The following is a 22,939-nucleotide window of genomic DNA, read 5'->3' as shown; positions in this document are numbered from 1 at the left end:
CGCATTTCACGTTGTTATGACCTCAATACTTGTAGACGTTGGGCATCTACAATTGGTATAATAACATGAGATCATAAGTTGGGGGTTTTTATGAGAAAAGTATATCCTGAAATTCATTTTTTCAGAATAATAGCATGTTTGATGGTCATTGTGATACATACCACTGCAACACCCGTTGTATCCTTAATTCCCAATAGTATGCCTCAGCTTTTTTTCGCTGTACTCAATCGCTTTTCAAAACCTTCTGTGCCCATGTTCGTCTTCATGAGTGGTTTCCTACTCAATATGATGTATAAGGACAAACCGATACAGCCGTTTATTTTCTGGAAAAAAAGGCTTCCAAAACTCTTAATACCTTATCTGATATGGGGCACGCTCTATTACAGTCTCTTCGCCTTTAAAGGTATCTATCCTTTTGATTTCTCCTTCTATATCAAGGGTTTATTACAAGGCAATTTCATCTATCACCTCTACTTTATGGTCATTATCATTCAATTTTATATAGTCTATCCTCTATTGCACTGGATTCAGAAAAAAATAGGGGTTGCAACTTTATTTTTAATCGCTTTGGGCATTCAAATTTCAACGCTATTTTTAACGTTGCCGCTTCAAGATAGACTCCTGACCACATACTGCAGTTATTTTGTTCTTGGGATGTTCATGAATAGAGATGTACCGTTCAGGGTAAGATCACCCTTCTACTATCTAAGTGCATTTGTGATTGTGGGCAGTTTTTATACGCATCAATTCATCGGCTACACCAACAATGGCTTACAGATTGACGCCAAACTGTCCGCCTTGACTTACATTGTATTCAGCTTATCCACTTGCTTTACCATGCTGATGTTCTTTAAATCTTTTTCGCCAGTTTATGAGCGTCATAAAGAACGCGTCAACTTCTTAAGTCACTCCACTTTAACGCTATATTATGCACATCCGCTGATTCTGATATTAACAGGCACACTTTTAGATATTGGCGCTGTTACATCCATAAGTTTACGTGCTCTCATTGGATTCATTGCCATATTCGCCATTTTAATCCCCTTGCTCATTTTATATAAAGCTTGTTTTAAACGGTTCAAACTGCATCGAAATAATAGCCTCTAACCAATTGTAAATATTCAGTAAACCCTTTTCAATTCTGTTGACACGATTATGGATCAAGCGTAATATAGGGAATGGATATAGATATGCACATAAATTGGCATGTCGGTTGTGAATACTTATAGTCACTTACAAGAGATATTTTTGAAAAGTGCACTGGACAGGAGTGTTTTTATTATGGTTCAAAAGATTGAAATCGTACTTGTACTTGTTGCCATTATTTTGTTGACATTATTTAGTGCTTCATTTGCAGGTCCAACGGCGAATGCAAGTTCGTTTGACCAACAAAGCGCATTTTACGGGCGCAATATTTTAAAAGAATCCTCTGATTTAAGTTCTTTTTCTGATGATTCACCTTCTGATTACGACTTTTATTTCTGGGGAGTTCCTGATTTTAGTCATCAATAATAGCTAGAGTGTCAAAGGTTGAACAGCACTCTAATCAATAGTTGTAATAATAGCTTATCTTCTTTGACAAAATTTCAATGATGATAAGCTTTTTTTTTCAACAACAGAATTAAAATTGAATAACATCTACAAATAGATTAGAATTAAATATATCAAATCATTGGAGGTCCTATATTGAAATACTTTTTTGAAACTTTTTACCTAAAATTTAAAAATATGGACCTCGAAATGAGAATCCTAGTTACTTCAATGCTCTGTGGCATGCTTATTTGCTTTTCAGCAGCCATAGGCAATTTTTTGCTTGCTTTAGAGCCAATCACTTCATTAGTGACCTTTTCAATGGGCTTATCCTATCTTTATTTTTTGAACCAAGTCTTTCAAAAAAACAATTATAAATTAGCTTCCTACGTTTCTCTTTTTTTTCTAACCTGTATTGTATTTCCTATACTTTGGTTCTTTAACGGAGGCCTGTCGAGTTCGATCCCTTACTTCTACATTTTTATGGTATTTTTAACAGCCGTTATTTTAAATAACTTCAAATACGGATTTATGTTATTTCTGCAGTTGTGTGTTATGCTTGTCCTCATTTTAATTGAATTCTATCTTCCCGACTCAATTGTGGGGTACAGCTCAAAGCAAAGTCAAATTTTAGATATGGGTTCCTCACTTATGATCTTACTTATACTCATCTTCTTTTTAATTTTATATATTATGAAAGAATATCACCGCATGATCACACAGCTCAAGCTTACTCAAGTTGAATTAAAAGATGTCAATGCAATACTGAAACACGCCTCCATTACAGACGAGTTGACTAAACTCTACAATAGAAGATATATCATGGATTTAATAGAATCTCACTTAAAGCATCACATTAATCCCATGAAAGCTGTCATCATGATCGACATCGACTTCTTTAAAAAGATCAACGACCAATTTGGACATGGTACAGGTGATTTCGTATTGAAACGTCTTGGTGAAGTTTTTACAGAAGTGTTGTCAGGTAATCCCATTGCTCGAATAGGCGGTGAAGAATTTTTGGCAATTATCTATTCAGAAAATGCACCTCAACTTGCTGAGACGCTTCGAACGGAAGTTGAACATATCCATTGGGATATTCCTGATTTAAAAGTTTCCATCAGCGCAGGCGTTTATGAGCTCATGTCCAATGAAAATTTAGAAAGACTATTAGAACGTGCCGACGCTTCTCTTTATAAAGCTAAAGCCATGGGGCGTAACCAGGTCTATTCGTACAACGAATTTTAGCTTGCTTAAGCGTATATGTAAAATAATAAAACCCTCTCCATATCTCTCTTTACACAATCCACAGCCAAAGGCGAGGACTCTTGGGCAAAGAAAGGCATGATGAGGGTTTTTTCATTACACTCTATATGCAATCCATCACTTTAATCTTTTTAAAACTTCACAAAGAAATTCATAAACACGCCTAGTAGATGAAATGCTTAACTTCTCAAATGGCGTGTGCACATCAAAGAGATTTGGGCCTAAAGAAATCATATCGATATCACCCACTTTTTCTCTTAAGAAACCACATTCAAGTCCTGCATGAATGGCATCCACTTTGAGCTCTTTATTAAACATTTCAGCATAGACTGTTTTCATCAACTCTCTGATTGGTGATTCCAGTTTAAATTGCCATTCTGGATAATCGGACTCTATATAGTTTTTAGAATGCGTCATTTCGCTGATGATTTCAAAACGTTCATTGATTTCAGATTTTAAAGATTTGACTGAGCTTCTCACCGCATTTGTAAACTTCAAAGTCGATGCCGTTTGTTCTAAGACACCTAAATTACTTGAACTTTCCACCAAGCCTTCAATGCCACCACTCATAGTCTGAACACCAAACGGTATCAATCTAATGATATTGGCAATATCTTTTGCTGATGCTTCAGTCATAACCGTCTTAGGGATATCATCCACTTCAGTCAATACAAGTTTAATACCTCCATCCGTTGCAGAGAATTCGTTGACAAACATTTCTTGTAACAAAGGCACCAGTTGTTCCAAAATTTCAACATCTGATCTTTTCACCACAAAGGTCATTTCAGCTCTCTTTGCAATGGCATTCATCTTTTCTCCACCAGAAATCTTTGCAATTTCAAATTTAAAATGTTTTTCAAATGATTTTAGGACTCTACCCATGAGTTTAATCGCATTTGCTCTGTTCTTATTGATCTCAATACCTGAATGACCACCATTTAAACCCTGAATTACAAGTTTAAACCCTTCGTCTAAAGTTGTCTTTTGAACTTCAAATGGATATTCAATGATATTATTTGCACCACCTGCACAAGAAGCTAAAAGCGTGCCTTCTTCTTCTGAATCGATGTTAATTAAGATATCGCCCTTAACATTTTCTGGGTTTAAAGACACTACACCATCCATACCCGTCTCTTCAGAAACTGTAAAGAGCGCCACAAGTGCTGGATGTGCTAGAGTCTTAGACTCTAAAATACTCATCATCATTGCCACAGCAATGCCATTATCTGCACCAAGCGTTGTCCCTTTTGTCTTTATAAAATCACCTTCGAGTACAAGCGGGATCGGCTCACTGTTAAAATCAAATTCTAATTCATCCAGTTTGACACAAACCATATCTGTATGCCCCTGTAAGATCACAGTCGGCGCATGCTCATAACCCGCAGTAGCTGATTTCTTGATAATAACGTTATTGGAGTCTTCCCTGATCACTTCAAGGTCTAGATTCTTTGCAAACGAAACGAGATAGTCTGCAACTGCGGCTTCATTACCCGATTCTCTGGGGATTCTTGTGAGTGCTTCAAAATTCTTAAAAACACTTTCCGGTTGTAATCCATTCAATACATTTTCCATTAAAAATTTCCTCCTTGTACTCCATGATAAAATTTTCTGCCTACCTCTGATGATGGGTTTTGCCAAACGGCTCTGTAAAGATTATATATAGAATACCAGCACCATCGCTGGAACGATTTTTTATAAGCGGATTTCAAGTAAATGTTTTACATTTTCAAAATCTTTTCGTTACCCTAATTATCACATTTTTAAGTTGCCTTTTCAAGATGAATAACCGCATTGTTGATTCTAATTCACTTGGATACCCGCCATAGACATACAAAAATCACCTCTATTTATGGTATGAGGTGATTTTTAATCTTTTTAAACACTGTTAGAAGAGGATGGCTTAAACGACTTTAATAGTTATGCCTAAATGACTTTCATACATACAAAGGCGTTGCCCTCACAAAACACTCACAGTCGCCCATAGAGTTTTGTGAGCCCCTTTATCTTATCACTCAGCGCCTTGGTCAAATCTCTGTTCGAAATTCTGAAACGCCAATTCCCACCCAGTGTAGAGGGCGTATTCATTCTCGCTTTGGCATCCAGCCCTAAAAAATCTTGCATTTGAGCAATCGCCAAATATGCTGTTGAAGACCAAATACCTCTAATGAAACCCCAGTTATACCCTTCATGCTTATCCAGTTTAAGATATTCTATCGCAAAATCCCGATCTGATTTAATCACATTGCTCATCCAGCCCATTATCGTATCATTATCATGTGTTCCAGTGTAGGCAACACACTCTTTTTCAAAATTATGTGGTAAATAATCACTCTCTTCCCTTGTATCAAATGCGAATTCAAGCACTTTCATACCCGGAAATCCTGTTGCCTTTCGAAGTTCGATGACGCTTTCTGTTAAAAAACCCAAATCTTCAGCAATGATATCAACAGCGCCCAACTGTCTTTGGATCGCTTCAAATAGTTTTATTCCAGGGCCTTTTACCCATTTGCCATTTTCAGCGGTTAGGTCGCCATAAGGTATTTCCCAATACGCATCAAATCCCCTAAAATGATCAATTCGAATAGTGTCGAAAAGCTTTAGACTGTAATCAATTCGTTCAATCCACCACTTAAAACCATTTGCCTCCATAAAAGTCCAATTGTAGATTGGATTACCCCAAAGTTGTCCTGTTGACGAGAAAGCATCCGGCGGACAACCTGCAACACAAGTTGGTCTCAGTGCTGCATCCAGTTTGAAGTACTCTGGGTGCGCCCATACGTCAGCACTATCCTCTGCCACATAAATGGGTAGGTCTCCAATGATCTGAATACCCTTGCTATTGGCAACCGCTTTAAGTGCAAACCACTGTTTAAAAAAGAAATATTGTGTAAAAATCCAAAAATAAATTTCTGATTCATGTGTCTTTTTAAATTTTAAGACAGTTTCTGTGTTCTTATGTTCATAACCTTTTGCCCAGTTTGTCCAAGATTGATTGTCATTATAACTCTTAATTGCCATATAGAGTGCAAAATTTTCAAGCCAGTCACCCTCAGCCAATAAGAAGCGATCCAGTTCAGGCCTAATTTTAATTTTTGCATTTTCGTACGCTTCTTTCAAAAGAGGCATTTTTCGATTATACAATTTTTCATAGTCGATCTTATGCTTGTGTTTGCCCAAGTCCACTTTGGCAACATGCTTTCCATCCAAATACCCCAACTGAATGAGCTCATTAAGATCTATAAAATAAGGATTCCCCGCATACGCAGAAAAAGATTGGTAGGGCGAATCGCCATATCCAGTAATCCCTATCGGTAATATTTGCCAGTAATGTTGTCCTGAGTCTTCCAAAAAATCAATAAAATCATAAGCACCTTTACCGAAATCGCCAATCCCATATTCACCTGGCAGTGATGATATGTGCAATAAAATCCCACTACTTCTCTTTTTCATAGTATCTCCTTCTTTCTGTTTGAGATTTATTGAATAACAAAATATTAATACCCTAATATCGAATATATTCACATTTCATTTACATCGGTTTCTCTATTCTAGCATTACCATGATTTGCTCCAGTATTTTGCTGTTTTGAGCTACAACAACACCTTTGCCTTCAAGCGTCTCGCTCATGTCTTCTGACACATTTGTCACACACCCCGCTTCAAGACACAACAAGAGACCAGCTGAAATCTCCCAGATACGTTTTGAAAACATCACATGTGCACCAGATCTCCCTGCGGCAACAAATGCAAAATCCACTGAAGAGGCCCCTTGAATTCTAATTTTTAAAGCTTCTTCCATAAGTTTAGACATCATGTTGACTTGAACCGGTCTCGATATCGGATTGGACTTTGAAAAGTCGCCAAAAGTGATGATTGATTTCTGTACAGATAAATTTGGGTCCGATTTCAGCCGCTTGCCATTTAAAAAAGCGCCCTGCCCCTGTTCTGCGTAGTACATCTCATTCAAAATCGGGAGATAGATCACACAGAGCATTGGCACACCCTTTTCGTAAAGTGCAAGTTGCGTCCCAAAATAAGGCATGTCCTTTGTATAATTCAAAGTGCCATCTATCGGGTCCAATACCCATGTGCGCTTATTGGATAGTCCCTTTTCAGAATCCTCTTCCTCACCTATAAATCGGTCTTTTGGAAATCGCTCAAGAAGCTTTTGCTTAATGAACCTTTCAACAGCAATATCCTTGTCCGTTACAACATCTGACGCCAATTTATCTTTCACTTCAATATTTTGTCGATCCTTGACAACGATATCGTCCACTGTGGTCTTGATCAATTCCGTTAAAAAAAATCTCATTTTAGAAACGCTCCTTTTGAGAAGTTACTTTTTCTATAATCTTATGATATATATGAATCAAATAAGACTCATTTGAATGTGTCTCTATGGCTTCAATCGGGACCCACTTAACACCACTGTTTTCATCAGGTTTTACCAAAAGTGCTTGGCTTTCATCCGCAATGAGCACGTAAGCGACATTTAAATGTAAATGTGAAGACACATATCGGCCTCTTTTTTCATGCCCATAGACAGGCAGGATATCCACAGATATTATTTCTTTTGAAAGTGGTTTTATGCTACTAACCCCTGTTTCTTCCATAGCCTCTTGTATCGCAACTTCTAGAAAATCGCCATTGCCATCTACATGTCCGCCTGTCCATGTCCAAGTCTTATAAATATTATGGTGGACCATCAATACTTTATCTAATTTTTCATTCATAATAAAACCCGAACTGGTCAAATGCGCCACTTGGTTCTCTCGAGTGAGAATGGTCTCTGGATGATGCGCCGCAAAATCCAAAATAACGGCTCTGTCATTGGCTTCTTGTGCGTTTGTTGGATTAAATTTTTCTATGGATTCTAGGTACTTCATTTTTCGCTCCTTTACACAGATATCATTTCATGTCTTTACAAAATTGTCAAAGTTCGCAGGATGCTAACTTAATGCTAACAGTTGACAAAACACCATTTATTTGATAAATTATTAACAAGTAGTATTTCTTGTCTTTTGATTGGTGCCAACTTTTATTAGACGAGATTCATACAACATTCAACCTAAGAGCTAAGAACGTTCTGAACTCAAAGGAAGTAGTGACCTATAGATTGTGGATTACCATTACTTTCGCGTGCTCTTAGAAGCATTTTTTTTATTTTTTTGGGAGGTCCTATGAGCAATATTCGAAATTTAATTGATACTTTATACGATACGTCAAATTTGAGAGATGATCAACTCTTAATGTTGTTAGATGAAATAAAATCCTCTGAAGATCTCCAATATCTTTTTGACAGAGCCGTAGCCAAAAAAAAAACGCATTACAAAGATGCTGTCTATATGAGAGGTCTCATTGAATTTACAAATTATTGCAAGCAAAACTGCAATTATTGTGGCATAAGAAACTCAAATACCACTGTCGATCGGTATCGCCTAGATAAAAACGCGATTTTGAGTTGCTGTAAAGAAGGCTATCAATTAGGCTATAGAACCTTCGTGCTACAAGGTGGAGAAGATCCTTATTATACTGATGCACGTCTAGTGGACATCATACGCGCAATCAAATCTCAACATCCAGATTGCGCCATCACCCTTTCTATAGGTGAGCGCTCCAAAGAGAGCTATGTTGCACTCAAAGAAGCTGGTACTGATCGATATCTTCTAAGGCACGAAACAGCTTCTAAGGCTTTATATGAGTCTTTGCATCCCAATATGAGTTTTGAAAACAGGCGAGCGTGTCTTTACACATTAAGAGAGCTAAACTATCAAATTGGCGCAGGCTTCATGGTCGGATTACCCAATCAAACAAATGAAGATCTCGTTGAGGATTTGAGATTTCTAAAATCATTGTCACCAGAAATGATTGGTATTGGACCATATATTCCTCACGACGAGACCCCCCTTAAAGGTGCTCAGGGTGGCACAGTGGAAAAGACATTGATCTTGCTTGCTCTGACGCGTCTGCTTGTTCCAGAGGCCCTTTTACCTTCTACCACTGCAATGGGGACACTTGATCCAAATGGCCGTGAAAAGGCGCTTAAAGCTGGTGCAAATGTGGTAATGCCCAATTTGTCCCCTACAGATGTCAGAGAAAAATATGAACTCTATAAAGATAAAATTTGTACAGGTGATGAAGCCGCTCACTGTCGTCAATGCATTGAAGGTCGCATCAAAAAGGCCGGCTTTTCCGTAGATATGGGCAGAGGTGACCATACAAAATTTAAAATGGACTGTACTTCAAATGCACTGTTCAACGTCATAGCATAACGTCTATAGGCTATAGACAGGCACTAAGTTTGCGGACGTGTTTCAAGCATGCGTTGAGTTTTTATCGCATAGCCCAATTGTTCTGCTAAGAAGCCCATGATTGACATGTCTTCGCTTGAAAAAACATGATTTTGAAAGGCATCCATATTGATCATGCCATACAAAACACCATCTACTAAAATTGGTGTACACAGAGAAGATTGTATTGGTAAAGCCATATCATTTTCCAAAATATTGGTGAATCCTCCTGCAAATTGTTCTTGAATATCATTCACGATAATGGGCTTCGTCAAGTCCCCTTTTGCCACACTGTAAATAAACGATTGCTCCAACTCAATTTGGTATGTTTCTGATTTATCTTGATTATAACCCTTGCAAGCGAGTACTTTCATTTTAGAACCTTCTAATTTTAATATACAGGCGAGATCCGCATGTGTAATATGCCCCATCATATGGGTGAGCACATATTCAAATAGATCAATCATTTTCATATTTTGAATCATCAACGGGTTGAGTTTGATAAGGATATCTTTAACAGCTGATAATTTCTCAATCCGTTCTTCATTTTTTTTGCGTTCTGTCACATCAAAACCTGTAACCAATACACCACTGGTATCCACTGTGGTGAACTTTACATTCATCCAAAGTTGTGCACCGTTTGGGAGTACAAATGGAATTTCTCTTAAAATCGTACTTTCTGATGTCTTTTGTGTTGCCCTATAGGAAGCTTTTAAACGCCCATAAGTCTCTTCTGAAAACATTTTTTTAAAATCATTTATCGTCTGAACATGTTCATAATTGACACCATGATTATTAAAAAGCCAATGATTGGAATAAGTCACATTGTCTTCATCATCTATGAGGAAAATAGCTGCATTAATGGCACTGGTCAAGGCTCTGAACTTTGCTTCAGCCTCTTCTATATTCATGAGATGAACGGATTGTTTCAACAATTCTCCGTTTAGATTACAATTTACTGATTTGAGCTCTTCCATAAGTGTTTCCTGTTTTTGGGTAAGTTTGATATTCATATGCTGATTCAAATATCGATCTCTTCCAAAAAAAACCGCCAGAACTGAAAGAATCAACACTAAAGCTGTACTGAATAGAACATCGTGTGCGTTGGCACTGTTGTAGAGAATGCCCACTAAAAGCACACTGCAAAAAATGCCCACAGGTAGAATTAGCCTCACAAAGTCACGTACAAAATAGAAAAGCATAAATAACGTCAACACAATAACCAGCATCGATTGTATCGAATTAGGGGACAACACAAAATCAAGTGCCTTGGTAAGCATTAGAAATACAAGAAATGCATCCATCCAAAATGCCTTTTTAAAGATCTTTAAAGCGATCAAAAATAGAAAGATACCGCCAAAGACGACACTATTGTAGGGCATATTTTTCACATCTAGGTGAAGCCCACTTGAAAATAAATAAAAAAACAACCGAACAATCCAATAAAACACGCCGAAATTAAAGATCGCTTTTCGATCATGAATCATCATTTCTTTGTCAGTAGTTTCAAAGATTTCTATCCCAAGAATTGACCGTAACCTATTTATCATAAAGCCACATCCCTTCCTATCGCTTCAAGTTCTATGGCTTATTTATACCCAAATTTGATATAATAATTAATAAAATTAAAGAAAGAGAGCTATTCTATGAAAATCCCTTTTAAAAATCAATTTCCAGAGTGTCACGAGAAGAGCTATGTGGCAGAGGGTGCAAAAGTTATCGGTCAAGTCAACCTCGGCCTCTTCAGCAGTATTTGGTTCAACACAGTGGTCAGAGGAGATATCAATACTGTAAAAATAGGCAAGTACTCCAATATTCAAGATAATAGTGTCGTGCATGTTGGCGATCATAATCCAACGCTCATTGGAGATTATGTTACAGTGGGGCACAATGCGGTTATTCATGGCTGCACTATAGAAGATCATTGTCTCGTTGGCATGAGTGCCACGATCTTAAACGGAGCCGTTATAGGCGAAGGCAGCATCATCGCAGCCGGTGCCCTCGTCAAAGAAAATACGATCATTCCACCCTTTTCACTTGTCGTAGGCGTCCCAGGAAAAATAGTCAAAAGTCTTCCGAAAGATACGCGTTCCATCCACGCGCAAGCAGTCAAATATAAAACGCTTTGGACAGAACACTATGCTTTCCTTAAAGATGCTGGCGGAGAAGTTTACAATGGTGAAAAGATCATTTAAAATGATTTTCAAGCGATGTTGCCTTTAAAATCTATCACCACAGAATTGTCCGTGATTGTATGATTCAACTGAATCTTTCACATCCATATCATCATGAAAATTTAGTTCTCTTCTGACTAAATACATGTTAAAATAGTAGATGTATTAGCTAAAAGGAGTGTGCAGAATGAGTACAACTAGTATGATCATTATTGGTATCGTCTTAGTCTTAGCCATTGGCGGCGCTATTGCGTTATATCAATATCAAAAGAAGAATCTTGAAAAATTATTCACCCAAGTTTATGAAACATCAAAGCAAGTCCCAAAACAAAAGAAAACCAGTTTTCAACTATTGATGTTTAAAGAAGCCATGTCGGCATCACTTAAGAAGTCAAAAAAAGCTCCTAGTGCTAATCAGCTCAATAATCCTAAATACATTGAAATTCAGATGATGCACATGTCAAGAATTCTCAAAGACACTTCAAGTGTTAAGGATAAAAAAATTAAAAGAGCACTTCGTATGCTTAAGGACTATCAAACATGGGAAGCCTCAAAAAATGCTAAGAACAAACAAGCTTCTCAAAGTAAAGCGGCACCAAAGCCTACAAAAGGCAATCAAAAATCATCTGTCCAAAAATAAATGGCGCAAAAAAATCGGGTTACATTATCGTGACCCGATTTTTTATGCGCTCTTTTGTAAAAAAGATAGACATCGTATCTATATTTTCTAATTCATATCTACTCCATCAATACTTAAAGTAAAAACACTGCACTTACAATCCTTACTGCAATTGTATAACAAAGTGCAAAAACTAAAACAACCGCAGTGTTACCTACTCTTGTGATTTCCACTGGTTCTGTACCATCTTGGTTTACCGGGTAATACGCTTTATAGCTTAACGCATAATCCACTAAATTAGCCAGCAACATCAAAATAAACGTATATTTAAAGAGCTTGCCAATCATACTGAGCATTTCATTTAAAAGTGCTCTCAGTAAATCCGGATCAAACATCACATCTACAATAGTGCCTTCGACCACCTTAAGTCCAATGAATCCAAGAACAATAAATACGGAAAATAACACAAAAAGTTTAATGGCAATTGTATATAATCGTCTGCCAAATGTGCTTTCTGACAATAGCCCCTTTTTAATAGGGAAAAAATACCCTCTATACTCATGAGAGTATTCTTTCACGGATATCTTAGCTACATCCTGACTTAATAGATTACGAACACTGTCCTCATCCTCTACAATAATTGAAGTACCAAACTCTGTACAGAGTTTCAGGTAATTATCTTTTCTCTCCTTACTGATGTCATCAATATGCAAAACTTCACCATACTTCATATGTATGCTTAAGGCATGAAGCTTATGCTCTTGTTTTTTTACACTCATATCGACCTCCATTGTTGTTATTACATGTCATTTATAGCCAATCTGCAAACTCATAAACATTGAAGATATTATAACATAATATACTTGATATTCCTATTTAATTAAACCGTGAAACAAGGGCTTTGCAACGTTATGGATGCTTAAGAAGTCTTTTTGAAAGATTCGAGTTCCAAAATAAATTCTTGTTTTGTTTCAATCATTTCGATCAGCACGTAGTATGAAATCGAATTTGTGATAACTTCACTGGTTACCAATCGGCCTTTGATATCTACTAAGAGTGCATAAATAGACTTTTCAATTTCTATGGCATAATCTAACAAAAGCCCACGTTCTCTAATCTCTGGTGCAAGAAAAAGTCTCGAAAATTGATTCACAAGCGAAGCTATTTTATCATAGGTTCCAAAATCGATGGCCTCCGCCATTTCATCTGTAATATTTGAAATCATATTCTGATAATGTTTGATATCTGTGTCCACAGCATTGAGCATCACTTGCACCATCATTCGCACCCTAATATCGCCATTATCTTCTCTGATCTTCTCATAAATAGATCTTTTCTTTCTAGCCACTTCGATGCCTTTATTCAATATATCTCTAATGTCATACATAATAAGTACCGACCTTTTAAATTTCTATTCCAAATATCACTTTAACCGCAACGCCAACTAAGAAAGAAATACCGGATACGCCTAAACTGATGAGTGCCATTTCAATAAACCGTTTCTTAAAAGGCACATCCTTTGCCACCGAAATATAGTAATTGAATCCAAATATGATAACAACTGCTGTGAATAACGTCAATATGAGACTCACAAACGGATTTTGAATCAATAAAAAAGGCATGATCAGAAGCGCCACTGTGATCACATAGGCGATGCCTGTATAGAGCGCAGATTTCGCAGCCGTTTTCTGAGCCAGCTCATCTTCCTCTTGTCTCGACGATAAATACTCAGATGCAGCCATCGAAAAAGAAGCCGAAATACCTGTAATCAAACCTGTAAGCGCTATAATTTTAGTGTTTTGAAAGGCAAACGTATAGCCTGCAAGTGCACCTGTGAGTTCTACTAAAGCATCGTTCAAGCCTAAGACTACCGATCCAATGTAATTGAGACGTTCTTCATCAATCATCGCTATAAGCTCTTGTTCATGCACTTCTTCATCCGATAGTATCCCCTGAATAACATCTCCATTATCAAGCATCTGCGCATACTGATATTGAGCTTGATCCTCGCCCTTTTCAAGCAGTTTAATACCAAATGTCAACCCGAACACAAGACTGATAAAAGTATAAAGATGCACTTTAAAGAATTTTGGAGAAACATCTGTTTGAGTCAAAGACTTAAGCTGTTCATAATGCTTGAGTTCGTCATCACTAATGCGCTTTAAAATCTTTGCGTTGCTTTTGTCTTTAATTTTAACTGAAAGCTTTTTATAGATCAAATGACCTGTGATTTCATTTTTTTGCTCCTCTAGAAGCGCCTTCTTAACCTGTTTTTCATCAATCATATCCCATTTACTCCTTTATAGAACTTTCTATATATTCAAATTATATCATGAACAATTTGATATGGATATAAATACCCTAAAACAGCCACATATCCCAACGAATTTATTCGAGCAACATTTGAGGCAACTCGAAATGATTTTCGCTGTTTAAATAAAAATCCAACCTTTTTGGGGGCACTATTGAAAGTTGCCGCAAGGTTGGATTTTAAAACAGCTTCTAAAAGATTTCTCTTCAATCATCATAATCTCATTCCGCCTCTGACGTCTGCGGTTCTAAAGACTCCAAAATAACGCGCATACAATGCCAACCCAAAGTGCCACACTTTACACGGGCAGGCATGTTTTGAAGGGACTCAAAAATCTGAGCATCTTCTAGTCTCTCTAAGTCTTCATGTGCTATCTTGTGACCTCTGATCATCTCCAGATAAATAGACACCAGCTCTTGCGCTTCCTGAACGGACTTGCCTTTAACCAGATCGATCATAATCGACATGGCGGCAGTACTGATGGCACAACCAGTTCCCACAAAGGCCGCCTCTTTTATGATACCTTTTTCAACATTAACTTGTAACGTCAAATCGTCCCCACAATTGGGATTATGCCCACGTTCCACGTGTGAAGGCGCCTCTAATCTATGCTTGTTATGGCCTTCCTTGTTGTGATACATGATGATTTCTGTATAAATCGAATCAGTCGTCATATCCAAACACCTTCCTTACTTTAAAGAGCGCTTTTATCAATCGATCTACATCTTGCTCCGAATTATAAAGACTATAGCTGGCTCTACAAGTTGCTGTTAATTCTAAGTGTTGCATCAAAGGTTGTGTACAATGATGACCAGCTCTGATGGCAATGCCGTAATCATCCAAGATGGAAGCCACATCGTGAGGATGAACACCTGTCACATTAAAAACCACAAGCCCACCTCGATCTGCAAGCGTTTCAGCGCCATAAATCGTAATAAAAGGCAACTTTTTTAATTGCTCAACGATATATTGCGTCAATTTACGCTCATGATTCTGTATAGAATGCATGCCAATCGCTTCTATAAAATCAATCGCTGCTACCAAACCCTTCACACCACTGACATTTTGCGTCCCTGCCTCAAATCGCTTGGGCACCTCTTCATAAGTTGTTTCAAAGCAAGTGACATACTCAATCATGTCACCTCCTGTCAAAAAAGGCGGCATCTTTTCAAGCAATTCATATTTGCCATATAAAACACCTATGCCTTGAGGCCCAAACATCTTATGTCCCGAAAAGACGAGAAAATCAGCATCTAATTCAGCGATGTCGATCCGCTCATGTCCTGCAACTTGTGCTGCATCAATAATTGCAACTGCCCCCATCTCATGTGCTTTTTCAATCAGTCTTTTAGGCTCTATCCTTGTGCCAATACCATTGCTGATCCAAGGAAAAGTAACTATTTTTGTGCGCTCATTTATTTTATCGAGTTCAGATGCTGGCATTTTGCCTTCACTATCCACCATTAAGTAAACGAGCTTTGCACCTGTCTTTTGAGCCACCATTTGCCATGGTACAATATTGCTGTGATGAGAAGATATCAAAATTGCAATTTCGTCTTCATGCTTTAAAAAATTCATCCCATAACTATAGGCAATCAAATTCAAACTTTCAGTGGCATTCTTTGTGAATACAATTTCTCTAGGGTCCATCCCACCTATAAAATCAATCACTTTTCGCCGTCCATTATCGTAAATTTCAGTGGCTTTTACACTGAGTTTATGCGCGCCTCTATTGGGACTCCCATTCTCAAAAGTCATTTGGTCCTTTATGGCTTCAATGACGCTTAACGGTTTTTGACTTGTTGCTGCATGGTCTAAATAGATCAAATCAGGATGCGCCTCAAAAACTGGAAAATACGATTTATAAGTACCTTCTAAAACATCTTCATTCATAATTTACCTCCAATCCGCAATCTGACCTTCTTAATAAACCCTTTTATCCACTTCTTCAGAAACTGTAACCTTGAATGCTTCGTAAGGTACAGCACTTAAAATTTCTTCAAAAGAAGCTTTAATGATCAGTTTTTTGGCTTCCGTTTCTGAAAATCCTCGGCTCATCAAATAAAAAAGTTTGTTAAGGTCAACTTGTCCAACACTTGCAGCATGCTCCCCTATAACATCATCCTCAGAACACATTAGAGCAGGAATAGAATCCGATTTAATGGATTCACCAAGAAGCATCACGAACTCCTCTTCCTTGCCCACGGATTGACTTGCTCCAGTTTCAAAGAATAAATTACCTCTAAAGACTTTGAGCGCATTTGAATCCAAAGCACCTTTTGACAAAATACTTGAATTTGACTTTTGTCCTTGATGATTCATCGTGAATGAAAGATCCGATTTAGAATCCTTGTCGCCAAAATAGATGCTGTTTATATGTGCTTCACTGCGTCTGCCTTTTAAGTCTGTTTCATAGCTGATGGCTTTAAACTGACTGCCCACTTGAATATCAAAAACATCGACCACCGCAGATTCTTCTACACTTGCAAGCACCTGATCAAAATGGTGTGCCGTTTGATTCAAACGCTGTAATTTAAAAATTCTTACATGACTGCCATGCTTTGCAATAACACGCGTTAACCCATAATGGTTCATCGGTTCAAACGCTTTTTGGGGTGTGTTCTCATTTGCAGGTTCTGCATGGTAATCTATTATCACATCAAGTTTTGCGCCCGGTTCTGCAACAATCAAATGATTGTCAATAAGCGTTCGCGTTTCGCCACTTAAAATATAGTGTATATCCACCACTGGCACCTCTAAGGCTTTTGAAGTGGACCGAATCACATATCCCGAATTAAAATAACCATTGATAAAGTGAGAAAAATGGTCTCCCAAGTGCTTCTTAGCCTCTTTTTCCAATGGGCTTATGGCATGCTCTGTATCTAAGGCTTCTTGAAATGTCATAATATGAATATGTTCGGAATCACTTGTAATGGAGGCATCCATCTTGTAACTCGGGATTGGAAACATGCCCTTTGGCAAACTGACGCGATTCCAAACAGGCGTCTCCATTTTATTAAATGCCTCTTGATGATATTGTCTAAAATTCATGTGCGCCTCCTACCCTATGGTTCCTTCTAGTTCTAAATTGATCAAATTGTTGAGTTCTACAGCATACTCAAGAGGCAGCTCCTTTGTGATCGGTTCTACAAAACCCCTGACAATCATTGCCTTGGCTTCTGCTTCACTGATGCCTCTGCTCATAAGGTAAAAAATTGTGTCATCGCTAATACGGCCAATTTTGGCTTCATGACCAATGTCCACTTGCTCGTTGCCGATTTCTATGATGGGCAGTGTATCTGACTTTGAGCGATTATCTAGCATGAGTGATTCACAGTTCACTGTGGACTTTACATTTACAGCATTTGGCGTCACTCTGAGTAACCCTCTATAGAAGGCATGACCACCGTCTTTAGAAATTGATTTGGAATTGACAATAGAAGTCGTATTGGGTGCCGCATGAACAACTTTTGTGCCTGTGTCCAGATACTGTCCTTTAGCTGCGAAGGTAATCCCTGTGAATTCAGAGGAAGCCCCTTCACCTTTTAGTATGCTCATGGGATAGAGCATGGAAACTTTTGATCCAAAAGAGCCGGATACCCATTCGATTTTGCCGTTTTTCTCCACCATGCAACGTTTTGTGTTGAGATTATACATATTTCTAGACCAATTTTCTATCGTACTATATCTGAGCTTGGCACCTTCTTTCACAAAGAGCTCCACAGCACCAGCATGTAAATTTTGAACAGAATACTTTGGTGCAGAACATCCTTCAATAAAGTGAAGACTTGCATTTTTCTCCACAACGATCAAAGTGTGCTCAAACTGGCCCGCTCCCTTGGCATTGAGTCTAAAATATGACTGTAGAGGAAAGTCCACTTCAACACCTTCCGGCACATAGACAAACGATCCCCCTGACCATACCGCACCATGTAGTGCTGAAAACTTATGATCTCTGTTGGTAATCATCGTCATAAAATATTTTCTGACAATGCTCTCGTACGCCTTAACAGCTGAATCCATATCCGTGTAGACGACACCTTTTGCTTTTAAATCCTCTCTCATGGAATGATAGACCACTTCCGAGTCATATTGTGCACCCACGCCAGCAAGTGATTTTTTTTCTGCTTCTGGAATCCCCAAACGATCAAACGTTTGCTTGATGTCCTCTGGTACATCGTCCCAAGAAGTACTCATATCCGTGTTAGGTCTCACATAATGTACGATGTTATCCATGTCCAATTCACTTAAGTCAGCGCCCCAAGTGGGCATTGGCTTGGCATTAAAAATTTCAAGAGATTTTAAACGGTAGTCCAGCATCCACTGTGGTTCGTCTTTCTCCCTAGAAATTTCTCTAATAATATCCTCTGTAAGACCTCTATCTGCTTTGTATCTATGGTCTTCCTTATTAATGATGTCATAGACGCCGCGATTCACTTCTTCAATATAGGTTTTCTTTGCCATGTGTTCACCACTCTCTTTTCTCATAACCTTTAGACTCTATCTCCTCAGCTAAAGTCACATCACCACTTCTAACGATCTTGCCGTCCACGAGCACATGCACGTAATCTGGTGTGATGTAATTGAGAATTTTATTATAATGGGTAATTACCAAAATGGCGTTATCCGCCTTAGATAGCTTTTGAACACTTTCATAAACCACCCTGATGGCATCGATGTCCAGTCCTGAGTCCGTCTCATCTAATATGGCGAGTTTAGGATTCAAGACAGCCATCTGTAAAATTTCATTTTTTTTCTTTTCACCACCAGAAAAACCTTGGTTGAGATAGCGCTCTAAATACTTGGAATCCATATTGAGCATTTCCATCTTGCTATGAAGTTCTTTTTTAAAAGATAAGGCCATGGGCATAATGCCTGCGACTTCTTTCTTAGCGGTTCTGAGAAAGTTTTCCACGGTTACGCCAGGGACTTCTTCGGGGTATTGAAAGGATAGAAAGAGGCCTGCTTTTGCGCGTTCATCCACTTTCATAGTCAACAAGTCCTTGCCCATAAAAGTCACTTCGCCTGTATCTACCTTATGGGCAGGATGCCCCATCAAAACATTGGCAAGTGTGGACTTTCCCGCACCATTCGGACCCATGATCACATGAATCTCACCTGCCTTAATATCCAGATCAATGCCTTTAAGAATTTGCTGGCCTTCAACACTCGACTTTAAATTGCATATTTTTATAATTTCTGATGTCATATTTGACCTCCGTTTATATCCTAGTATTTTAATCGGATTTATTATTATCTACATCGTACTCCTTTTTAAAAAAGGCGTCAATGATATTTATTATCATTCACAAAAGTTTTACTTTTAAAATGCCCGCCACAATAGAGCATTTTTGCTCCTATCGTGTGTTTAAAACATAAAAAAACTCGAATGCTGGTCAAAAGTACTGATCCAGCTTCGAGTTTCCAAACTTGTAAATGATCCAATTTTCAAGTCATCAACATCTGCTTCTCTAAATTTAGTCATGTGGTCATTTTAATCACGCAACTTCACATTTCTTTTCTCTAATAATATCGTGAAGGTGTGATGCGGATCTTAAGACGTAGTCAGGTTGCAATCTCATGATGGCGTCAGCGCCTATACTGCTCCAACCAACGATTGCATTTGCAATCTCAGCATTTTTTGCAGCATATATGTCACCTGCCGTATCACCTATATAAATCAATTCATGATTCTGAAGATTCATGAGTTCCATAACTTTTTTAATGCCTTCTGGGGATGGTTTCGTCTCGTCCACATCATCTCTTGTAATCACATATTCAAAGTAAGTTTCAATTCCCAAGTGTTTGAGCCCCATATCTAGAGACGCCGTACTGTTATTGGACACGATTGCCAATCTTACCCCTTGCTCATAAAGTTCTTTGATTAATCTAATCATTCCTGGAAACGCACATGTTTTTGCATTGTGGTTATGTGCATACCATATTTTAAAATGATTACTCATCAATTGCCATTTATGTGGATTGATATAGGCCATCTGATCTTCCAAAGTTCTGCCAACAAGCATTCTATGTTCTTCTGTAACCAGTTTATAGCCTCTATATTTTTCTGCAAAACTGTTTAGCCCCTCTTTAATGAGTTCATTTGTGTTGATAATCGTACCATCAAAATCGAATATAACTGCATTCACCTTTTTTGCCTCCTAACATATGCTTTTCGTGTACATCTATCGCAATTGAGATTCTGGGACAAGTATATTCTCATCCACTCAATATCCTGTAATTGTCTATTGGAACAATTACAGGATAACTCAGCAACATCAAGAGCATATTAAGGACACTTTAAGTTTCTGTTTATTTCTTGCTAACTTTTAGCCAACATTGATAATAGTCAATGCCAGCCAACTCCCCTGTAGTCTTTTTGTTCCCGCTGATTTCGATAAAGCTAAATTCCAGTAAAAGCACTTCGCCATCCGATGCTTTAAACTCAATTATTTGGGTGTTTTCATTGGATACAGATGCCTTTTCAGCAAGGTCATCTACATTGATTTCACCCACAAATAACCCCTCTATTGTCACTTTCATACTTGAATACTCATCGTCTTCAAATGACGCTGTCTTTCCAGATGGACCTGCTTTTTCAAGTAGGATATGTGCATCATACAAGCTATAGGATCTATCCTCATATCGATTGAGTAACATCACATAATCCTGACCTTTGACATCCACTGGCGCGTTCTGATTCACAAAAGCTTGATTGAAGTAATTTACAGTATTATAGCGTGGATAGCTGCGTTTAATCTCAAACCCTAAGTATTGCTCTGCTTGATGAATTTCAAATCCCTCTGGCAATAACGTGATTTCACCGATCTCATAATGATCTGTCAAATAAATCAGACGATCTGAAATCAATTCTTGTTGTTCCTCAGAGACAGTTGTTGGTGCAATCCAATTCGTTTCATTTAAAGTATACCCAGCTTCAATCAAGTATCTTTCAAGTCTGTTCGTCTGTTCTTTAAGAACAACGCGATCCCAAGACAACACACCAAAAAAACTCACGGTAATCATGCATATGGCCATAATATAGAGTGGTACAGATACATCTCTTTTTCTCACGGGCAAAGTGACATAAGCAATCACAAGATAAATCATTGCCACAATTGAAAGGTACCTCGCCATGGTGAGTCCATAATGCTGGATTCTGATACCCATTGCAATTGCGAACATGCCCAATGGAACTACCATTGTCACTGAGAAAATTTTCGTATAGTTGTCAAGCCACGGGACGTCTTCACGTAAATCCTTGACACTGAATAAAGTCAAAAAACTCACCAATGCATACCAAATCACCAAGTCCCCAATAATGCCTTCAGGGAAAGTTTGAATTACCAGCAGTCTAATAAAATATGCATATAAAATCAAAGTGTAAATTGATTGAACTGGTATGAGTATATATAAGAACAAGGTTTTAAAAATCTTTGAAAAGCCTTCAGGCTTTTCTTGGTGTTGAATCTCGGGTAAACTGCCTAAAAAATATGGTACCGCAAAGAAGCCTAAAACACAAAAGAATAAATCTGCTGGCAGTTCAGATGGCAAATTGAGTTCAAATAATTTCTCCACAGAAAAAAGCACGGCATTCAAACCCAAGTAAAGCACGATTGAATACAAGGTCGTTAAAAAAAACTTACCCGCACGCTCAACAAGCGCAAGCGCGAAACCCTCTCTTCTTGGAAAATAAGGCACCAGAAAAAACACCGCATAAAATAGAATAAGCAATACAAAATATTGACCCCAAAACACATCTGATTTTGGCTCTGGAATCACAAAGTAATAGCTGATCATCAAGAGAACTGTCAAAATGGCTTGCATGCCTAGCTTGAGCTTGCCCGTCCGCTCATGCCATAATTTTAAAATCGCCGAAAAAGGCATTGCAAGCGCAAACACCATAAGCACATTCTGATAGTCATCTGGGTGCATTGCATGAATTATCATCACAAATATCACCACCACTGCAAAGGTTGCCATTAATGTAATTGGAAATCTTTCAAAAGACTGTTTAATGGTACGCCCTGAATAGCCCAACCACTTTCCTAATTTTCGAATCAAATGCATCATAACAAAGCTCCTTTTTCATAACAGTTGTATAAATCCTAAAAAGTGCTAAAATAAAATAGGATTATAGTAAAAACGGAGGTACTAAAATGCTCGAACTCTTTATTAAAAACATAAAAATTGATACTGAGGGTCGTATTGTCATTTCAATTCACGATCAATTTTCTGAGTACTTGATCAAAGACGACTCTAAAAAAATGATTAAAGAGACACTTGAAAAAATATTAGCCACAGATTTCATTAAGCTGGAAGTTGCCAAAACCAGTGCACGCATAACCGTTGCAGAGGGGCAGTCAGAAAAGTGTAAGCAGATGATTGAGACAGAAATGAAAAAAGCGGCAGAGATGGCAGCTGCATTTATGTCTCAAATGAATCAAAATGAAGCAGCTGAATAATCTATTCTCTTGTATAAGATTATAATCAAATATAATTAAAATACGATTAGAACACCATTTAACAACATTTGCGTCATCTTTCGCTGCCTCAAACCGATTTTCGCTGACGCTGTTTGAGGTTGAACATTCCTCATCACAGCTTTCGGCTCAAATCTTGTTGTTTTAACAACATTTGCGTCATCTCTTGATGCCTCAAACCGATTTTCGCTGACGCTGTTTGAGGTTGAACATTCCTCATCACAGCTTTCGGCTCAAATCTTGTTGTTTTAACAACATTTGCGTCAT

At 38.0% G+C, this 22,939-nt stretch carries 22 protein-coding genes; 7 read left to right on the top strand and 15 right to left on the bottom strand.

Annotation, left to right across the window (positions count from 1 at the left end; translation table 11 throughout):
* Positions 1 to 90 precede the first annotated feature (90 nt).
* From ISU02_RS07235 to ISU02_RS23740, 3 genes are all read left to right on the top strand, one after another.
* Positions 91 to 1,107 carry an acyltransferase gene (locus tag ISU02_RS07235; protein WP_194701148.1) on the top strand — a complete coding sequence of 339 codons (1,017 nt, stop codon included), beginning with the start codon at positions 91 to 93 and terminating at the stop codon, positions 1,105 to 1,107.
* Positions 1,108 to 1,281: 174 nt separating this feature from the next.
* Complete coding sequence (locus tag ISU02_RS07230; RefSeq protein ID WP_194701147.1) at positions 1,282 to 1,512, top strand: hypothetical protein; 231 nt, start codon at positions 1,282 to 1,284, stop codon at positions 1,510 to 1,512.
* 174 nt (positions 1,513 to 1,686) lie between these two features.
* The gene (locus tag ISU02_RS23740) at positions 1,687 to 2,778 is read left to right on the top strand and encodes a GGDEF domain-containing protein (RefSeq protein ID WP_207736219.1); all 1,092 of its coding nucleotides are present in this window, start codon (positions 1,687 to 1,689) and stop codon (positions 2,776 to 2,778) included.
* A gap of 135 nt (positions 2,779 to 2,913) precedes the next feature.
* Here the strand turns inward: ISU02_RS23740 and ISU02_RS07220 are convergent, their stop codons facing one another.
* The 4 genes from ISU02_RS07220 to ISU02_RS07205 form a co-directional block, all read right to left on the bottom strand.
* Positions 2,914 to 4,368 (bottom strand): aminoacyl-histidine dipeptidase, encoded by a 1,455-nt coding sequence (locus ISU02_RS07220; RefSeq protein WP_194701145.1) that lies wholly within the window; start codon positions 4,366 to 4,368, stop codon positions 2,914 to 2,916.
* A gap of 396 nt (positions 4,369 to 4,764) precedes the next feature.
* Positions 4,765 to 6,291, bottom strand: a complete 1,527-nt coding sequence (gene malQ, locus ISU02_RS07215) for a 4-alpha-glucanotransferase (protein WP_194701447.1) — start codon at positions 6,289 to 6,291, stop codon at positions 4,765 to 4,767.
* A 48-nt stretch (positions 6,292 to 6,339) separates the two neighbouring features.
* Entirely contained in the window at positions 6,340 to 7,107 is a 768-nt protein-coding gene (locus ISU02_RS07210) for an inositol monophosphatase family protein (protein WP_194701144.1), read from the bottom strand.
* A gap of 1 nt (position 7,108) precedes the next feature.
* Complete coding sequence (locus tag ISU02_RS07205) at positions 7,109 to 7,681, bottom strand: NUDIX hydrolase (RefSeq protein WP_194701143.1); 573 nt, start codon at positions 7,679 to 7,681, stop codon at positions 7,109 to 7,111.
* Between the two features lie 303 nt (positions 7,682 to 7,984).
* On the opposite strand from ISU02_RS07205, the gene hydE reads away from it, so the two are divergent.
* Entirely contained in the window at positions 7,985 to 9,067 is a 1,083-nt protein-coding gene (gene hydE / locus ISU02_RS07200) for a [FeFe] hydrogenase H-cluster radical SAM maturase HydE (RefSeq protein ID WP_194701446.1), read from the top strand.
* A 23-nt stretch (positions 9,068 to 9,090) separates the two neighbouring features.
* Here the strand turns inward: hydE and ISU02_RS07195 are convergent, their stop codons facing one another.
* Complete coding sequence (locus ISU02_RS07195) at positions 9,091 to 10,635, bottom strand: GAF domain-containing protein (protein WP_194701142.1); 1,545 nt, start codon at positions 10,633 to 10,635, stop codon at positions 9,091 to 9,093.
* 96 nt (positions 10,636 to 10,731) lie between these two features.
* Here ISU02_RS07195 and ISU02_RS07190 point away from each other — a divergent pair, with 96 nt between their 5' ends.
* On the top strand, positions 10,732 to 11,280 hold the full coding sequence (locus tag ISU02_RS07190; protein WP_194701141.1) for a gamma carbonic anhydrase family protein: 549 nt from the start codon (positions 10,732 to 10,734) through the stop codon (positions 11,278 to 11,280).
* Between the two features lie 166 nt (positions 11,281 to 11,446).
* The gene (locus ISU02_RS07185; protein WP_194701140.1) at positions 11,447 to 11,899 is read left to right on the top strand and encodes a hypothetical protein; all 453 of its coding nucleotides are present in this window, start codon (positions 11,447 to 11,449) and stop codon (positions 11,897 to 11,899) included.
* A 113-nt stretch (positions 11,900 to 12,012) separates the two neighbouring features.
* Here ISU02_RS07185 and ISU02_RS07180 read toward each other — a convergent pair whose 3' ends face one another.
* The 10 genes from ISU02_RS07180 to ISU02_RS07135 all read right to left on the bottom strand — a co-directional run bounded on the left by ISU02_RS07180 (position 12,013) and on the right by ISU02_RS07135 (position 22,262).
* Positions 12,013 to 12,657 (bottom strand): hypothetical protein, encoded by a 645-nt coding sequence (locus ISU02_RS07180; RefSeq protein ID WP_194701139.1) that lies wholly within the window; start codon positions 12,655 to 12,657, stop codon positions 12,013 to 12,015.
* A 140-nt stretch (positions 12,658 to 12,797) separates the two neighbouring features.
* Positions 12,798 to 13,265 (bottom strand): hypothetical protein, encoded by a 468-nt coding sequence (locus ISU02_RS07175; RefSeq protein WP_194701138.1) that lies wholly within the window; start codon positions 13,263 to 13,265, stop codon positions 12,798 to 12,800.
* 16 nt (positions 13,266 to 13,281) lie between these two features.
* Positions 13,282 to 14,163 carry a VIT1/CCC1 transporter family protein gene (locus ISU02_RS07170; protein ID WP_194701137.1) on the bottom strand — a complete coding sequence of 294 codons (882 nt, stop codon included), beginning with the start codon at positions 14,161 to 14,163 and terminating at the stop codon, positions 13,282 to 13,284.
* 247 nt (positions 14,164 to 14,410) lie between these two features.
* A complete protein-coding gene (gene sufU, locus ISU02_RS07165; RefSeq protein WP_194701136.1) occupies positions 14,411 to 14,863 on the bottom strand; it encodes a Fe-S cluster assembly sulfur transfer protein SufU in 453 nt (150 codons plus the stop codon).
* Complete coding sequence (locus ISU02_RS07160; RefSeq protein WP_194701135.1) at positions 14,853 to 16,082, bottom strand: SufS family cysteine desulfurase; 1,230 nt, start codon at positions 16,080 to 16,082, stop codon at positions 14,853 to 14,855. Before ISU02_RS07160 ends, sufU begins: the two co-directional genes overlap by 11 nt.
* Before the next feature lie 30 nt (positions 16,083 to 16,112).
* A complete protein-coding gene (sufD, locus tag ISU02_RS07155) occupies positions 16,113 to 17,240 on the bottom strand; it encodes a Fe-S cluster assembly protein SufD (RefSeq protein ID WP_194701134.1) in 1,128 nt (375 codons plus the stop codon).
* Positions 17,241 to 17,249: 9 nt separating this feature from the next.
* On the bottom strand, positions 17,250 to 18,677 hold the full coding sequence (gene sufB, locus ISU02_RS07150) for a Fe-S cluster assembly protein SufB (RefSeq protein WP_323985025.1): 1,428 nt from the start codon (positions 18,675 to 18,677) through the stop codon (positions 17,250 to 17,252).
* A complete protein-coding gene (gene sufC, locus ISU02_RS07145) occupies positions 18,658 to 19,398 on the bottom strand; it encodes a Fe-S cluster assembly ATPase SufC (RefSeq protein ID WP_194701133.1) in 741 nt (246 codons plus the stop codon). Before sufC ends, sufB begins: the two co-directional genes overlap by 20 nt.
* 289 nt (positions 19,399 to 19,687) lie before the next feature.
* Positions 19,688 to 20,338, bottom strand: a complete 651-nt coding sequence (locus ISU02_RS07140) for an HAD family hydrolase (protein WP_194701132.1) — start codon at positions 20,336 to 20,338, stop codon at positions 19,688 to 19,690.
* A gap of 163 nt (positions 20,339 to 20,501) precedes the next feature.
* Positions 20,502 to 22,262 (bottom strand): DUF4153 domain-containing protein, encoded by a 1,761-nt coding sequence (locus ISU02_RS07135; RefSeq protein WP_194701131.1) that lies wholly within the window; start codon positions 22,260 to 22,262, stop codon positions 20,502 to 20,504.
* A gap of 86 nt (positions 22,263 to 22,348) precedes the next feature.
* Here ISU02_RS07135 and ISU02_RS07130 point away from each other — a divergent pair, with 86 nt between their 5' ends.
* Positions 22,349 to 22,654, top strand: coding sequence for a hypothetical protein (locus ISU02_RS07130; RefSeq protein ID WP_194701130.1), 306 nt, complete (start codon positions 22,349 to 22,351; stop codon positions 22,652 to 22,654).
* Positions 22,655 to 22,939: the final 285 nt, after the last annotated feature.

Source organism: Fusibacter ferrireducens (assembly GCF_015352425.1).
In the GTDB taxonomy this organism is placed as follows: Bacteria; Bacillota; Clostridia; order Peptostreptococcales; family Acidaminobacteraceae; genus Fusibacter_A; species Fusibacter_A ferrireducens.
Note: the sequence above shows the minus strand (reverse complement) of the source record. Positions and strands in the feature narration are given on the sequence as shown.